This is a genomic window from Dethiosulfovibrio peptidovorans DSM 11002 (assembly GCF_000172975.1).
Lineage (GTDB): Bacteria > Synergistota > Synergistia > Synergistales > Dethiosulfovibrionaceae > Dethiosulfovibrio > Dethiosulfovibrio peptidovorans.
The window spans coordinates 1705755-1721403 of record NZ_ABTR02000001.1; the positions used below are offsets into that span (position 1 = coordinate 1705755).

Below are 15649 nucleotides of genomic sequence, written 5' to 3' on the forward strand. Positions count from 1 at the left end.
AGTCATGCGTTTTTTCGGGAGGGGCTCGAGTTTATCCTCGAGTTCCTCCGGTGGTCGTGTTGACCAAGGCGGATCTTTGTGAAGATCTCCCAGGAAGGCTTTCCGATTTGAGCTCGGTCGTATGTGGCTGCGATGTTTTGGTCTCGTCCGGATTGACCGAGGACGGTCTCGAATCGGTGAAGGGATATATGGCACCGGCAAGACCGTAGCCTTGATAGGATCGTCGGGAGTGGGAAAGTCCACCTTGATAAATAGGTTGGCCGGTAGCGAACTCCTCCGGACTCAGGGTGTAAGAGGAGACCACAAGGGCAGACATACTACGACCAGACGGGAATTGGTGATCTTGCCCGGTGGAGGTATCGTGATAGATACCCCTGGAATGAGGAAGCTTGGCATAGATGGTCTCGATCTTTCCAGGGCTTTCGAGGACGTGGAGGGTCTTGCCGTAAAATGTAGATTTAGAGACTGTAGTCATAACGGAGAGCCAGGATGTGCCGTTCGTAAGGCCATGGACGAAGGCTCTCTTTCTCCAGATCGATTTGCCAGTTACATGAAACTGAAGAGAGAAGCAAAATACGAAGGTTTGAATTCCAAGCAGATCGAGGCGGAGAAAAATTCCTCCATGTATAAGGAGGTCGGAGGGATAAAGAACGCCCGAAAATTGGCCAAGTCCAAAAATAAGTCTAGAGGTTAATTGCCCGTTTGTTGATGCGGGTTGAAGTAGGCCTCCATTCGCTCTTTCTAAGGGCGGATGGAGGCCTTTCGTCTATCTAATGGACATTGACTTAAGGAACATAAGTTTCTTTTGTTGGGCTCTAGTGCTTGACAGTGCATTATGTGGAGTGTATTATACCTGCCATGCTAAACAATATTTTATATTTCTCAGAAGGAGGAAACTGAAATGAAGGTATCTTGCGTAGTGTGCGAAGGCAGCGTGGCTCTTCCTGACGATGCCATGATAGGTGAGTTGCTTATATGCGACGACTGTGGAACGGAGCTCGAGCTGGTGAGTCTGGATCCCCTCAAGGTGGAGGAGGCTCCTGAGATCCAGGAGGACTGGGGCGAATAGCCTATGAACGAGCTTTGGATTCTGTACAGTCGTCTGAGAACGGAGGAGAAACTTCTCAAAAAGGCGGCGGATAAAACGGGAGTGCGGTGCAATTTTGTGGATTTGAGAGGAATCTCCTGGCCGGAGGGACTTAAGGTAGGTGAGAACGACGTCGTCCTCTGCCGTTGCGTCTCTCAGGCCCACAATCTCGCGATCGCACGCCTTCTAGAATCTCGAGGTGTCCGTACGGTCAACCATTCCTCGGTCATAGAGGCCTGTGGCGACAAGGTCTTTACCGCCGGACTTCTCGATATGGCCGGTTTAAGACAGCCTCGCTATTCAGTGGCTTTCTCTCCGGAAGAAGCGGTGAAGACGTCCGAGTCCATGGGGTTTCCCGTTGTTTTCAAGCCGCCCGTCGGCAGCTGGGGCAGACTTCTTTCCAAGGTCAACGACGTGGATTCGGCTGAGACTGTAGTGGAACATAAGTCCTTCATGGGTCCTCAGCATCAGACTTTCTTCATTCAGGAATACGTGGAAAAGGATGGATACGATGTCAGGGCTCTGGTGTTGGGAGGAAAGCCCATAACGGCCATTAAGAGAAAGAGCCGTCACTGGATAACGAACACCGCAAGAGGTGGAGACGTAGAGGGAATGGAGATCGATCAAACCATGGCGGATGTGCTGAAAAAGGTCCACGACGTGTTCAATGGCGATCTTTTGGCCGTGGATCTGTTTCACGACGATCAGGGATGGTCGGTCAACGAGGTCAACGGGCAAGCCGAGTTTCACGGGTCGGTCGAGGGTACCGAAGTGGACGTCGCCGGGATGTTGGTGGATCACTGCATCTCACTTATGGAAGGGAGCCTCTGATATGTTCGAGGTGATCGTATGGGGGGCCAGCGGAATGGCCGGAGGAGAGCTTTTGAGGATTCTCTCCGGTCACGATGGGATGACGGTGGTCGCCGCCGTGTCCAGAAGGTCTCCGGGAAAGACAGTCTGGCACGACCATCCTCATCTCAGAGGCTGTTATCCCGACGTGGTCTACTCGTCTCCTGAGGAGGCTCTGAAGCTTAAGAGCGACTTGGTTTTTCTTGCACTGCCTCACGGAGGGGCCTGGAGAATTGCGGTCGACTATCGCGAAAGGGGTATACCTGTCGTCGATCTGTCCGGAGATTTCAGGCTCAAGGATCCTGCGGATTACTCTCGGTGGTATGGGTTGGAGCACGGGGCGCCCGAGTACCTTCAGGAAGCCGTGTATGGTCTTCCCGAGCTGCATAGAGAGGATTTGGTCGGGGCGTCCTTGACCAGTGGCGTAGGATGCAATGCTTCGTGTGCAATTCTCGGCCTGGCCCCTCTGGCTTCTACAGGTCTCGTCGAGTCGGTTCGAATGGAGATGAGGGTCGGTTCCTCCGAGGCCGGGGCATCTCCCAGCAAGGGTTCTCATCATCCCTATAGGACCAGGACCATGAGGGTGTTCGAGCCCTTCAGGCACAGACACCTGGCGGAGGTTATCCAGGAGATCGGATTGCCGGAGGAAAAGCTTTCAATGACCATGACAGCCGTCGAGATGGTGAGAGGAGTTCAGATGCTGGCCCAGGTTTTCCTGACCGAACCGATCAAGGAAGCTGTTTTGTGGAAGGCCTACAGAAAGGCGATCGAAGGACATCCCTTTTGGTCTCTTTGTCCCGCCAGACCCAGTCATCTTCGTCTTCCCGATCCCAGATTCGTGTTGGGCAGCAACTCCGCATCGGTGGGGTTCGTCCTCCACGAGGACGGCAAGAGACTCCTGATCGTGTCCGCTCTGGACAACCTGATGAAGGGAGCCTCCGGCACGGCGGTGCAGGCGGCCAACCTGATGTTGGGGCTCGATGAGACGACGGGGTTGCTTACATCTCCCCTCTATCCCGCCTAGGAGGCGATGAGGTTGAACTTCAAAGGAGTTGTCAAGATAGGTGGTGCCAGAGGGAACGACCCTATGCCGCTTCTGCGGGAGCTTTCCGAACGGGCGGCGTTGGGAGAAAAATGGTTGCTCGTTCACGGAGGCAGCGGAAAGATGGAGGAGCTCTGTCTCTCCTCGGGCATAGAGCCCAAGTACGTGTACAGTCCAAGCGGATTCAGGAGCCGTTTCACCGGTAAGAGAGAGATGGCGCTTTTCGAGGGAGCCTGTTCTTCCGTCTCCATCGATTTGGTCTCGTCCCTCTGGTCCATGGGAATCCCCGCTTGTCCCGTGTGGCCCAGCGATGGTTCCGGCGCCACTGCAAAGGCGAAGGACGCCTTGAGAAGCGTGGAGGACGGTCGAGTAATGGTGTTGAGGGGAAACAGGAGCGGTTCGGTAAGACGGTTCTTCGGCGATGCCGTGGATGCAACCTGGAGAGCCCGGGCGATACCGGTGATGCCCCCTTTAGCGGTGGATGAGGATAACGGAGGTCTACTGAATGTGGATGGCGATCGTTTAGCCGCTCTTGCCGCGGCGTCTCTGGACGCTTCCGTTCTCGTGATACTGAGCAACGTTCCGGGGGTTCTCAAGGACGTCGAAGATCCCTCGTCTTTGATGCGCTCGGGAACCTTGGAGGAGTTGCTCTCCCTGTCAAAGGGCAATATGAAGAGAAAAATGGTGGCGGTCCAGGAGGCTCTTGAGGGCGGCGTGGAGAAGGTAATTTTATCGGACAGTCGGGTCGAATCTCCTTTGTCCGGGGCTTTGGAGGGAAGGGGGACTACCATATGTCGGGCTTGTACGGCGGAAGAGGATTGAAGATGGCCTCCGGGAAGGGGGCTGAGCTTGTCGACGACGGGGGAAAACGATATATCGACTTTATGGCCGGTCACGGATCGTCTCTTTTCGGACACTGTCATCCCGAGTTGATCTCGGCGGTTGAAACTGCCTCTCGAAGTCCATGGTCAATAGGTCTAGGGATAGATTCTCATTCCAGAGACGGTTTTCTATCGGTTTTGAGGTCCTTGCTCCCAGACGGGAAGGCCTTTATGTGCAACAGCGGAACCGAGGCAGTCGAGGCGGCTTTGAAGTTGGTGTTGGCCCGTTCGGACAGGTCCAGGATATTGGCCTTGAAGATGGGTTTCCATGGCAGAACACTGGGGGCCCTGGGGCTGACCTTCAACCCCAAGTACAGAAAACCCTGGATGTCTTCACTTATCCCGGTGGAGCATCTCTCTTCCGAGGAACTTTTGGACTCCGTCGATCAAAATACGGCGGCGGTCTTCGTCGAGCCGGTTCAAGGGGAGGGCGGAGTCTATCCGATGGATCCCGATTACGGTAGAGCTCTGAGTGATAGATGCAGGGAAAACGGAGCGATGCTCGTTGCAGACGAGATTCAGTCTGGATGGGGACGTTGCGGTTCCGTTCTGGCTTCCTCTATGGTAGGGCTTGACCCGGATATCCTGTGTCTCGCTAAAGGGCTCGCAGGAGGGCTTCCTGTCGGGGCCATGATATGGAAGGGATCGATAGGCGACTTTCCTCCCGGTGGGCATGGCACGACATACGGTGGCAATCCCTTCATTTCGGCGGTCGGCTTGGCCGCCTGGAATCTTCTGGAAGAACGAAAATATCCTCTTCAGGCCGAGAGCAAGGGAGCCGATTTCATGGAGGCTCTCAAGGGAATAGATTCCCCTCAACTTAGGGGTGTCCGTGGACTGGGGCTTCTGGTGGGGATCGAGACGGCCAGGCGTTCTACCGAGTTTGTCAGAATGCTTCAGGACAGAGGGGTCCTGGCTCTTCCCGCCGGCCCCAAGGTGCTTCGCTTTCTGCCTCCGTTCGTGGCGGAGAGGAGCCATTTCGACGAAGTCGTCCATGTTTTGGAGGAGGTCTGTCATGAGTTGGATCGAAGGTGACGGAGGCTTTCTCAGGGAGTTGGTCGAGTGCAGAAGCGAGAGCGGAGATGAGGAGAGCTGCAGTGATCTTCTCTCCTCTCGACTTCCTGCATTGGGCTGGGAGTCGGTGGTACGGGACGAGGTCGGCAACGTCGTGGCGTCCAGGGGGACCGGTCCCAGGGAGCTGTTGATGATGGGTCATATAGACACAGTGCCTGGAGGTCCGAAAACCGAGGTAGAAGGGGACGTCCTGTGGGGGAGGGGCTCGGTCGACGCCAAGGGACCTCTGGCGTCGTTCTCCTTGGCGGGAGGTCGTGCCATCGTTCCAGACGGTTGGCGATACACGTTGATCGCAGCGGTCGGAGAGGAAAGGGACTCCAGAGGGGCCAGGTACGTAATGGAGAGCAGAAAAGCTCCTCTGGGCTGCATCATCGGAGAGCCCTCTGGAGGGGATGGTGTCACGTTGGCTTATCGGGGCTGCATCTTCCTTCGTCTAGAGGCCTCCGACGGAGGAGCCCATAGGAGCGGAGGCTCCGGTCCTCTCACCGAGACCCTCTCGTCGGCGTCGGAGATCCTCAGGATGGTCGAGTCGATGGACGAGGATGGTCCGATAATTCGAAGATACTCCGCCGCCGTGGCCTCCATGTATGGGGTGGAGAAAGGTGAAAGGTGTGCCTCTATAGACCTTGACGTTCGCCTTCCATTGGGAGCCGATCCATTGTCGCTCGCTCGGAGTTTTCAAGAGATCTGTTCCGCCAGAGCGGTGGATATGTCGGTACGGCAATCGGTATCGGCCCATATGTCCGACAGGAGGGATCCCGTGGTAAGGGCCTTATCTACCTCCGTCAGGGAGGAAGGATTATCTCCCAGACTACTTGCCAAGGGGGGAACCGCCGACTTCAACGTGGTGGCCCCGTGGGGAGTTCCGATGGCGGCTTACGGTCCGGGAGATTCAGGACTGGATCACGGTCCGGACGAGAGGCTTTCGATCGGCGAGCTGAAGACGGCGATAAGGGTGTTGGAGAGGGCGCTGCCGAGGGCCTGTCTGCTTCTCGGCGGTTAGGCTTTTTTTATCACCGGAACGGCTATTTCCATTCGGAGATCCGCGAGAGACGGCACCGTATCGGGGCAATTCAGGTATACCTCCCGGTCCGGCCCCGTCTTCTCGTAGCCGTTCTCTCCTATCCAGTCGTACAGTGCTCTGTAGGCCGCCTGGATTCCCTCGTAGGGTCCGCAGTGAAGGACACTCGCTGCGGTGCATCCCTCCCGTTTATATAGTATGTTAGACCTTTCCCTAAGGGTAAGGTCAAGCCTAGTGAACGATTATGTCCGATTGGGCATCGCATTCGGAACATCGTCCGTCCTCAAGTAGCCCCATAGCGTCGACCCGATAGTTTGCCCTCTTTATCAGAGGTGCTCCGCAGATCAGGCATCTGGTGATGGAGCCTAGTCCCCTGTTCCCCTGATAGACCCTCAGGAGCTTCGAGGAGGCTAGGTCCGCCATCCGGTCCATCAGCCTTTCGTCGGTGGCAGGGGCGTCCCATCTGTGAGCTGGATAGTACCGGTTTATATGGAGAGGTATGGCCGGGTCCAGATCGCTCAGCCACCGGAGCATTCTCTCGAATTCTTCAATATCGTCGGAGATCCCGGGAACCGCCAGCCAGGAGATCTCCAGGTGAATTCCTTTTTCGTGCATAGCTTTTATCGTGGATTTCGTAGCTTCGAGACTTCCGCCCATTTTGGCGTACGTGTCTTCTTTGAAGGTCTTCAGGTCCACGTTGGCACAGTCGATCGATGGCAGGAGAGTTTTCAAGGGAGCTGGGGCGATCTGTCCGTTTGTGACCAGGACCGTTCTCTTGCCCTTTTTCCTGAGCATGGGCAAGATGTCGATGAGGAACTCGTAGGAGACAAGCGGTTCGTTGTAGGTGAAGGCAACTAGGTCGGTCCCGCTTCGGTCCGTCAGGTCCGATATGTCGGAGGGAGACATGTCGGTCGTAGGGGGGGCACCGTCAAACCTAGTGAGTCGCCAGTTCTGACAGAACGGGCAGTTCATGGAGCATCCCACGCTTCCCAGAGAGAGTATCGGTTCTCCCGGGTGCCAGTGGAACAGGGGCTTCTTCTCCACCGGATCGATCGCTACGGAGGAGATTTCTCCGTAATTCAGTGCCATCAGTACTCCGCCCTCGTTTTTTCTGACAGAGCAGAAACCGCTGTCGCCGGGGTTCAGGAAACAGCTGTGGGGACATAGATCGCATATGATGCCATCCCCCTCTGGATGCCACCATAGAGCCTCACTCTTCATCGGATTCCCCGTGCCTCTCGACGGTGAATCTCTCTATTTCCAGGTCGTCGGTGTATGCCAACCCGGCCTTGGCCACGGCTATGGATAGTTGATCGTCGATTGAATCCACTCCTTCTAGATCCGGAAGCAGAACCCCCCGTCTGGAACCCTTGGAGACTATGACGCCGTAGATTCTAGGGTTCAGCTGCTCTTTATCCGTAACCCTTTCGGGTTCGGAGAGTATGTCCACCGATATGGTTATCTCTTTGAGCTCCTTCGAGGTGACCGGGGGAAACCTCGGGTCCGATGTGGCGGCGGCTATGGCGTTGGATTCTATCTCCTTCGCCAGGGAAGCTCTCACAGGGGAGAGGGTGCCGATACATCCTCTCAACTGCCCTCTCTTTTTGAGCGACACAAAACAAGCCCTTGGTAGCGATAGTTCCTTGTTTGTCGTTTCATCCGTTTGTCTGTTTTTCCCGTCGAGAAAGTACTCGAGGGTAGACCTTGCCAATCTTACCGCAGGGTGAGTTTTCGTCGTACCGGATTTTGGTTTATCGACCGTTCCCAATGCGATGCAGTAGCCGACGCCGTAGGGGCCTTCGTATGAGAGAACGTCCATAGGGGCTCCTATAAGTCCTATGAGGGCCATGGCGGAACGGAGGCCGCATTCTCCCGCTCGCGATATAGTCTCTGGGTTCATCCGATCTACGGGATCGGTTTTTCCCTTTATAAGGGATTCGACGATACGTTCGTCCAGTATTCTGCCGTCCGGGGAGTATCCCGCAGGGGCGTCCGGCGTCAGACGGTGAGAGAGGTCGCCGCTTGCTACCAATCCCCAGCTTCTTTTTCCCGTCATAGTCGAAAGAACTTTTCCCATCTCGTAGGCCTCTTCCCGGGTCAGTCCTATAGGATTTGCCAGAACCACGGGGGGCATACTGGTCCATCTCTTTCTGAAAAACCAGAAGGGGACGAATGCTCCGTGGTCGAGAGGGGTAATTTTGTTGTGGTACGTACGTATGGGTATCTTCCCGTCTAGGAACGAGACCAGTTCTTCGACGGCCTCTAGATTTCCGTCCAGGTTCATCGAGATCTCAGGATGGCCGAATCCTCCCATGTCTCCTTCATAGGTAGATCCGGTCGATATGGTCAATCCCCTGAACGAGAACGAGTGGGGCGAGAGGATCAAGATCGCATCCGGCAAGTTATTCGAGAGCTTTTTCGCCAGACCTTCCATCGCTTCAATCGTGTCGATAGCCTCCATCTGTCTGCCTTCACCGATGTTATCCACTATTATCGGTGGATGAGGGGTAAGACATCCCCAGAGCCACATGTACAGGACCTCCTCTTTGGTGAATTTTGAAGCTCTGTATTTACTATACGCCAAAGGCCATGAGATTGGGAGTTTAGGGCTGAGTCGATAAGGGTGTTACAATTAAAAAAAGACTCTGCCGTTCATCCGGTGGAGGACGATAGAAGACGGAGGCTGACAATGTCCAAAACGAAGATCTTGATAGTCGAGGACGAGATCATCATTGCGATGGATCTCAGGGCTAGATTGGAGCGGATGGGATACGAGGCCGTCGAGTTGAGCGATGTCTTGGATATCTCTCTCGGATCCGTCGCTTCTCACGATCCGGACGTAGTTTTGATGGATATCCGACTGGGGGAGGGGGTAGACGGCATCTCTCTTGCCGGAGAGATAAGGAGAGATCTGGATATCCCCGTTATCTTCGTAACGGCTCACTCTGATAGTCTGACCCTGGATAGAGCGGGCCGTACCGACCCTTACGGTTATCTCATAAAACCAGTGAAAGATCGGGAGCTTCAGGTGACTATCTCTATGGCGATGCACAAACACCATACCGAGGGGCAGCTGCATAAACTTTTCCAGAACATACCGAACGGGGTTATGGTGTTGCGCTATGACGAGAGCGCCCACGATCTTATCGTAGAGTCGGTAAACCCAGCGGCGATGAAGATGGACGGAGTCGAGGAAGCCATGGTGGGAAGACCTCTTTCCGCCTACCTTATGAGGTCCGTTTGTTACGATCTGGAGGGAAGCGGTTGTTTTGGTCTTGTAGAGACGGTCTATCGAGTATGGAAGACCGGCGTATCGGAGCCATACACTTTGACCTCCATAAGAGACGATTCGATTTTTGGATGGAGAGAATATTTCGTGTACAGGTCCTCCAAGGACGAGGTAACTTTCGTCTTTCAGGACGTGACGGAAAGGAAACGGCTGGAGGAAACCCTGAAACTGAGGGCCAGCGACATGATGTACAGCATAGAACATCTGGAAGCTCTCAGGGCTTCTCTGGACGTGGCTTTGGAGAGCGATCTTTCGGTAGCTCAGAGGATATCCTATATCGCCGATTTCATGGCCAAGGCCGTGAGCGATCCGGATAGAATGTCGATCAGGATCGTCTGGGAGGACAAGGAGGTTAGAAACTCCGGATTTCAGGGCATGAGGTGGCTTTTCTCCCGCCCTCTGTTCAGAGGGCGGCGAAAGATAGGTTCCGTCGAGTGGGGGTACTCGGAGGAGAGGGCGGATTTATTCGAGGGACCTTTCTCGAGAGAAGAGATAGATCTTTTCGAGTCATTGGTGCAGGTTATCTCCCATCTGGTAGAGGATAGTCTGAGAGAGAGGGAGCTACGAGGGCGTATAGAAATCCTTCAGGATGTTCTGGATTCTTTTAACGTGCCGGTTCTATGTCTGGACAGAGTGGGACGGATAGTCCACCTTAACGGATCTATGGAGGAACTGCTGGACATGGGGAGGGAAGAACTTTTGTCCCTGTCTTTGGACAGAATCCCTTCCGACATCGCGAGGGAACTTGCCCCCGTATCGGCCAGGGTCTTGGAATCCGGGGTGGCGGAGAAAATACGATGGGAGGAGTCCCCTGTTGAGGTCAGGCCGACTCTGAACAGGGGAACTGTCTCAGGTGTGATGATTTTATTTCCCGTCTCCGGGAGGTGCTGCAATGACATCTCGTGACGATATGGAGGAAAGAAGGCTGGCACTTGGCGTCGCCATGGCCGAGTCGTCTTTGGATAAGGTTCTGGCCGATCTGGGTAAGCTGGTGGAGGAGGGAGAGCTCCCCGACGATGAGGTTCTGCACGGATCCTTTTCCTATAGGGTGTCGGTAGACAGATTAACGGTTTTTTTGGACCTTTTTCCTCCATCGGAAGACGGGGAGCCTCTGGAGTCTTTGTCTATATTCCAGGCCCTGAGAGAGCATGGTATAGACGAAGTTTTGGAGGAGAACGTCATTTCCGCCGTGTCCGAGTGCAACCGAGAGAGGAAGGCCTTGCAGAGAGTGGTGGCAGCTCAAGGAGTTCCTCCTAAACCTTCGAAGGACGGATCCATAAGATATAACTTTCCCTTTCGAGAAAAAGGCTCGGAGATGGTAGACGAAGAAAAGAAAGTGGACTACAAGGATAGAGGAACTATAATCTTCGTCGATGTCGGAGAGGAATTGGCCTATGTCGATCCTCCGGAAGAGGGGGAACCCGGTAAGGATGTCTATGGCAGACAGATTCCTGTGAAGCCTCCAAAACGGTTTTCGCTATCTGCCGGCAAGGGGGTCGAGTGCGTCGACGGGAGGGTCTTTAAAGCTACCGTTCAGGGACAGCCGGTATTGAGAGGCCAGGAAATATCGGTACGAGAGGTCTATGTAGTTCCCGGTGATGTGAATTTAACGACCGGTAACGTGAATTTTTTCGGATCTGTCATGGTTGGTGGAAACGTGGCGGAAGGCTTTTCCATCGTGTGCGGAGGCGATCTTGAAATCAGGGGGACAGCTGAATCGGTGGATATATCGGTCGGGGGAAACGCCAGGATTAACTCCATAATAGGGAAAAACTCCAGAGTCGATGTCAAAGGGAGCCTCGAAGCGCGCTTCATTCAGGGTGGTGAGATCAAGGTAGGAGAGGACGTTGTCGTGGGGTCCTACGTGCTGCACTCCTATCTGCAGGCCGGAGGCTCGGTCACCGTTAGAGGACGTAAGGGCATTATAGGCGGACATGTCGTCGCTCTCGATAAAATAGACACGACGGTGGCAGGTGCACCGATGGGAACCGTCACGGTTCTGGAAGTAGGGGTGATGGCCCATCTAAAGGCAGAGCTTGCGGACCTCGAGTCTAGGATAGATAAGGGGCAGGATGTGCTGAACAGAATATACCAGGTGGTGAAGGCCATATTGCCTAGGTTTAAGGCAGGGTATCCGGTTCCTTCCTCCATGAAGGAGAGGTTGAAGATAGTCCAGGATAAAAAGGAGGCCTTGACCGATGCGATTCAGGGCTGGAAAGGCCGTGAGATGGTCATAAGGCGTCAGATGGCTCAGATGTCAGGTGCTTTTCCTACTATCTCGGTGAGACAAAAGGTGTACCCCGGAGTGGAGATCGTCATATATAACGCCAGAAAATCAATCCGGGAAGAGTTGCGATTTATCACGTTCTCTAGAGATGTCGACAATAATCGAATAAAGGAGAGCCCCTGTTCGCGATAGAAATGTGTTTCGTATAATGTGTGCTATAATTTAGGACTGAGATAGCAGTCTCCTTTTGGAGATGATGTAAATTAAAAATCAAGGAGAGTGATGGAAAGTTGACAGCGATTATAGAGGTGAAAGACCTTTGGAAGGTCTACGGCAAGGACGCCGTCGACGTCGATGTCGAGGACGAGGATCTCATAACCGAATTTGACGAATCGGAGGATACGGTAGTCGCTATAAGAGGAATTTCCTTCGAGGTCCATCGGGGAGAGGTTTTCGTGGTCATGGGGCTCTCTGGCAGCGGTAAATCTACCCTGATAAGGAGTATCCTGCGTCTTATCGATCCCTCTTCTGGATCCATAGTGGTCGATGGAGAGGACGTAACTCAGCTTGACCGCGATGGATTGGTCCAGTTCAGACGCGATCATGTAGCTATGGTGTTTCAGCATTACGGCCTGCTTCCCCATAGGACAGTCCTTCAAAACGTTGCTTTCGGTCTCAAATTGAAGGGGATCCCTCAAAAGGAGAGACTCGATAGGGCCATGACAGCTATTGAGCGAGTCGGGCTTAAGGGATGGGAGAATTACTATCCTTCCTCGTTGAGCGGCGGGATGAGACAGCGGGTCGGTATCGCCAGAGCCGTGGTCATGGATTCTCCCATCCTCCTGATGGATGAGCCTTTCAGTGGACTGGATCCCCTTATCCGCAGAGAGATGCAGGATGAGCTCATCCGTTTGCAGGAGGAGATGCACAAGACTATATTCTTCGTCACCCATGATTTGGACGAAGCCATGCGCCTTGGAGATCGTATGGCTGTAATGAAAAACGGCGATATAGTCCAAATGGGGCATCCTTCGGAAATTCTGGCCAACCCTGCCGACGAATACGTGGCTCGCTTCGTCCACGACAAGAGAGAGCAGCTCAGGATGGCCGACGCCAAGAATTGTCCTGTTTCCGAGGAGGTGATCTCCGATGTTTCCTGATGCATGGGAATTTCACGTAGCTCAATACGTAAACGACGGAGTGGACTGGCTTCTGGTTCGGTTTGCCCCTGCTTTCGACAGTATCTCCGTGTTTATCTCCTCCGTACTTTCGGGAATACAGAGCTCTCTGGAGATGGTCCCCTGGTGGGCCTATATCATCGCGGTGGCGTTAGGCGTATGGTTGGCAACGGGCAAGAAGAAGTCTGCGGTTATACTGGCTGCTTTTACCTTCTGTATCGGTCTTTTCGGTCTGTGGGGATTGGCTCTCGAGACCCTCTCGATAATAATAACGTCCGTTCTGATCTCCCTTTTGTTGGGAATTCCCCTAGGAGTAATGACGGCGGAGTTCCCTAGGGGAACCGCCTTTATGAAGCCCCTTCTCGACGGTATGCAGACCATGCCCAGTTTCGTCTATCTAATACCGGCTATGATGTTCTTCGGCCTGGGAAAGGTCCCCGCTGTCTTCGCCACGTTGATATATTCGATGCCTCCTGTCATACGACTGACCACGCTGGGACTTCGACAGGTCCCCAAACCTGCGCAGGAAGCCGCTATAGCTTATGGTGCCACCAGATGGCAATTGCTCAAGGAAGTCCGTCTTCCTTTGGCCATGCCTGGGATAATGGCCGGAATCAACCAGACCACCATGATGGCGTTGGCCATGGTAGTGGTGTGTGCCATGATTGGCGCTAGGGGACTTGGGCAGGAAGTACTGCTATCGATAAACAGGATCGATATCGGCAGAGGGTTCGAGTCAGGCATAAGCATCGTCATAATGGCGATAGTCATAGATAGAATCACCCAGGGGCTGGGCAAGAGATGGGAGCCCAAGAGGAGATAGTAATGTCAACCTCTTTCTTTTTTTAGGTTGACATTTTTAGTGTGGCCGTGTATCCTCTCGTCGTGGTAAATAAAACTGCGACGAGAGGATTTTTTTATGAAGATCAAAACTAGGGATATGGTTCTGGTTGCTCTTTTCGCCGGGCTTACCGCAGTAGGTGCTTTCCTAAGGATTCCCATAGGTCCCGCTCCTATCTCGATGCAGAATTTTTTTACGGTGATGTCCGGATGTCTCTTGGGAGCCAGGCTTGGGGCGGCCTCCCAAGGGTTGTACGTCTCTCTGGGGTTGATAGGGGTCCCCGTCTTTACCTCCGGAGGAGGCCCGTCCTATCTGCTTAACCCGACCTTCGGCTTTTTAGTGGGTTTCATCCTCTGTGCCTGGATAATAGGAAGGTTGACTGAGGGAAAAAAGCCATCGGTGGCCGGCTTTTTCATCGCCTCCTTGGTGGGGTCCACGGTGGTTTACGCAATAGGGGTGCCATGGCTTTACGTTATATTGACCAAGGTGTCCGGAGTGGATATAACGTTTATGAAGGCTCTTAAGGTAGGTTGCCTGGTATTTATCCCTGGGGATCTGGTAAAGGTAGTCTTGGTCTCTTGGTTGTCCAGTAGAATAGTGCCTTTGGTAGCTAGAGGGTAGCTATTACGGTTCACCGGATCGCTTAAAAGAGTGATCCGGTTTATTTTTTTAGTTCAAAATGTGACATAAGTCTTCGTATGTGATATTAACGAAAAAATGCCTATCTTGTCGTCTTTCTGGTGAGTGTGAGATTTGACAACCTTGTGTGCAGTGTAATAAGGTAAACATGGTGCTTGGCACCAAATTATCGTTAAGGGGGCAAGTTTATGAAGAGGTACATCAGTTTATTGCTCAGCGTCTTTATGGTTGCGGTCTTAGCCTCGACCGCTTTCGCCGATGCCGCTTTCCACATAGGTATCTGTACCGGAACGGTGTCTCAGTCCGAGGATGACCTTAGAGGAGCCGAGGCCATGATCGCCAAATACGGCGACGTAGCCGACGGTGGAATGATCAAGCATATCACCTATCCGGATAACTTTATGCAGGAAATGGAGACGACGATCTCCCAGATAGCTTCCTTCTCCGACGATCCTTTGATGAAGGTCGTAGTTGTAAATCAGGCTATCCCCGGGACCACCGAAGCCTTCCGTCGCATAAGGGAGAAGAGGGACGATATCCTCCTCTTCGCCGGTGAGGCTCACGAGGATCCCGGCGTCATTGAGTCCGTGGCGGACCTCGCCATAAACGCGGATAACATAGCTCGCGGCTACCTCATCATAGCTGCCGCCCAGAAGCTTGGAGCCACCGACTTCGTCCACATCTCTTTCCCCCGTCATATGAGTTACGAGCTGCTTTCCCGTCGTCGTAATATCATGGAGGCCGCCTGTAACGATCTGGGGATCAAATTTCACTTCGAGACAGCTCCGGACCCCACCAGCGACGTAGGAGTAGCGGGAGCCCAGCAGTTCATACTCGAGAAGGTCCCTGCCTGGCTCGATAAGTACGGTACCAAGACCGCTTTCTTCTGCACCAACGACGCCCACACCGAGCCCCTCCTTAAGAGGATAGCCGAGGGCGGAGGCTTCTTCATAGAGGCGGACCTCCCCTCTCCTCTTATGGGTTACCCCGGAGCGCTGGGAGTCGAGCTTGCTGATGTCAAAGGCGATTTCCCCGCTATCCTCAAGAGGGTAGAAGAAGCCGTTATCGATCAGGGCGGCAAAGGACGTATGGGAACCTGGGCCTATTCCTACGGCTACACTAACTCGGTGGCTCTGGTGGAGTTCGGCCGTCAGTGTGCGGATAACGGAATCGACCATAAGCACTTCCGCAGGAAGTTCAAGCTGGCCGATCTTTCCGCCGCTTACTCCGAGGCTACTCCCGGATCTCAGTGGAACGGTAACTTCTACACCGACATTCAGACCGGCGTCCAGAAGAAGAACCACGTCCTCATGTATCAGGATACCTATATCTTCGGCAGAGGATACCTCGACATGACCAGCGTAGAGGTTCCCGAGAAGTATTTCTCCGTTAAATAACCGCTATCGTGATAGAACGGGAGGGGAGCGGATATTCGCCCCTCCCGGTTTTTAAGACCCTTTCCTGTTGTTCCCGAATTTTATTTGTTTGGATTTATATATTTGTTATTTTTTCGGGCAGATA

General features: G+C 53.6%; 17 protein-coding genes. 14 read left to right on the top strand and 3 right to left on the bottom strand.

Translation table 11 applies throughout. The features are described 5' to 3' along the window. Positions 1-50 precede the first annotated feature (50 nt). The 8 genes from DPEP_RS13455 (at position 51) to DPEP_RS08155 (ending at position 5936) form a co-directional block, all read left to right on the top strand. On the top strand, positions 51-209 hold the full coding sequence (locus tag DPEP_RS13455) for a hypothetical protein (protein WP_198003061.1): 159 nt from the start codon (positions 51-53) through the stop codon (positions 207-209). A gap of 2 nt (positions 210-211) precedes the next feature. Then, positions 212-694 (top strand): ribosome small subunit-dependent GTPase A, encoded by a 483-nt coding sequence (gene rsgA, locus DPEP_RS08125; protein ID WP_050771314.1) that lies wholly within the window; start codon positions 212-214, stop codon positions 692-694. A 207-nt stretch (positions 695-901) separates the two neighbouring features. Then, positions 902-1069: a lysine biosynthesis protein LysW gene (gene lysW, locus DPEP_RS08130; protein ID WP_005661171.1), complete on the top strand. Its 168-nt coding sequence runs from the start codon at positions 902-904 to the stop codon at positions 1067-1069. Between the two features lie 3 nt (positions 1070-1072). Then, entirely contained in the window at positions 1073-1918 is an 846-nt protein-coding gene (gene lysX / locus DPEP_RS08135; RefSeq protein ID WP_005661172.1) for a lysine biosynthesis protein LysX, read from the top strand. Position 1919: 1 nt separating this feature from the next. Continuing rightward, positions 1920-2960, top strand: coding sequence for an N-acetyl-gamma-glutamyl-phosphate reductase (argC, locus tag DPEP_RS08140; protein WP_005661174.1), 1041 nt, complete (start codon positions 1920-1922; stop codon positions 2958-2960). Positions 2961-2966: 6 nt separating this feature from the next. Continuing rightward, the gene (locus DPEP_RS08145) at positions 2967-3800 is read left to right on the top strand and encodes an amino acid kinase family protein (protein ID WP_040382516.1); all 834 of its coding nucleotides are present in this window, start codon (positions 2967-2969) and stop codon (positions 3798-3800) included. Further along, positions 3770-4894, top strand: coding sequence for an aspartate aminotransferase family protein (locus DPEP_RS08150; RefSeq protein ID WP_005661180.1), 1125 nt, complete (start codon positions 3770-3772; stop codon positions 4892-4894). The genes DPEP_RS08145 and DPEP_RS08150 overlap by 31 nt, the downstream gene beginning before the upstream one ends. Next, positions 4875-5936, top strand: a complete 1062-nt coding sequence (locus tag DPEP_RS08155) for a M20/M25/M40 family metallo-hydrolase (protein WP_005661181.1) — start codon at positions 4875-4877, stop codon at positions 5934-5936. Before DPEP_RS08150 ends, DPEP_RS08155 begins: the two co-directional genes overlap by 20 nt. On the opposite strand, the gene DPEP_RS13770 is transcribed toward DPEP_RS08155, so the two are convergent. From DPEP_RS13770 to amrA, 3 genes are read right to left on the bottom strand one after another with little or no spacing between them, the layout of a single operon-like run. Further along, the gene (locus tag DPEP_RS13770) at positions 5933-6154 is read right to left on the bottom strand and encodes a GyrI-like domain-containing protein (protein ID WP_083797626.1); all 222 of its coding nucleotides are present in this window, start codon (positions 6152-6154) and stop codon (positions 5933-5935) included. The two genes, DPEP_RS08155 and DPEP_RS13770, sit on opposite strands and share 4 nt — an antisense overlap. A gap of 31 nt (positions 6155-6185) precedes the next feature. Beyond that, on the bottom strand, positions 6186-7175 hold the full coding sequence (amrS, locus tag DPEP_RS08160) for an AmmeMemoRadiSam system radical SAM enzyme (RefSeq protein WP_005661183.1): 990 nt from the start codon (positions 7173-7175) through the stop codon (positions 6186-6188). After that, positions 7165-8484 (bottom strand): AmmeMemoRadiSam system protein A, encoded by a 1320-nt coding sequence (gene amrA / locus DPEP_RS08165; protein WP_005661184.1) that lies wholly within the window; start codon positions 8482-8484, stop codon positions 7165-7167. The genes amrS and amrA overlap by 11 nt, the downstream gene beginning before the upstream one ends. Before the next feature lie 159 nt (positions 8485-8643). Here amrA and DPEP_RS08170 point away from each other — a divergent pair, with 159 nt between their 5' ends. The 6 genes from DPEP_RS08170 to DPEP_RS08195 all read left to right on the top strand — a co-directional run bounded on the left by DPEP_RS08170 (position 8644) and on the right by DPEP_RS08195 (position 15525). Continuing rightward, positions 8644-10149, top strand: a complete 1506-nt coding sequence (locus DPEP_RS08170) for a response regulator (RefSeq protein WP_005661185.1) — start codon at positions 8644-8646, stop codon at positions 10147-10149. Beyond that, entirely contained in the window at positions 10136-11662 is a 1527-nt protein-coding gene (locus DPEP_RS08175; protein WP_005661186.1) for a DUF342 domain-containing protein, read from the top strand. Before DPEP_RS08170 ends, DPEP_RS08175 begins: the two co-directional genes overlap by 14 nt. Positions 11663-11760: 98 nt before the next feature. Then, positions 11761-12630: a betaine/proline/choline family ABC transporter ATP-binding protein gene (locus DPEP_RS08180; RefSeq protein ID WP_005661187.1), complete on the top strand. Its 870-nt coding sequence runs from the start codon at positions 11761-11763 to the stop codon at positions 12628-12630. Then, positions 12620-13471 (top strand): ABC transporter permease, encoded by an 852-nt coding sequence (locus DPEP_RS08185; RefSeq protein ID WP_005661188.1) that lies wholly within the window; start codon positions 12620-12622, stop codon positions 13469-13471. Before DPEP_RS08180 ends, DPEP_RS08185 begins: the two co-directional genes overlap by 11 nt. 96 nt (positions 13472-13567) lie before the next feature. Beyond that, the gene (locus tag DPEP_RS08190; protein WP_005661189.1) at positions 13568-14110 is read left to right on the top strand and encodes a biotin transporter BioY; all 543 of its coding nucleotides are present in this window, start codon (positions 13568-13570) and stop codon (positions 14108-14110) included. 206 nt (positions 14111-14316) lie between these two features. Then, positions 14317-15525, top strand: a complete 1209-nt coding sequence (locus DPEP_RS08195) for a DUF3798 domain-containing protein (RefSeq protein WP_005661190.1) — start codon at positions 14317-14319, stop codon at positions 15523-15525. The last annotated feature ends 124 nt before the right edge of the window (positions 15526-15649 follow it).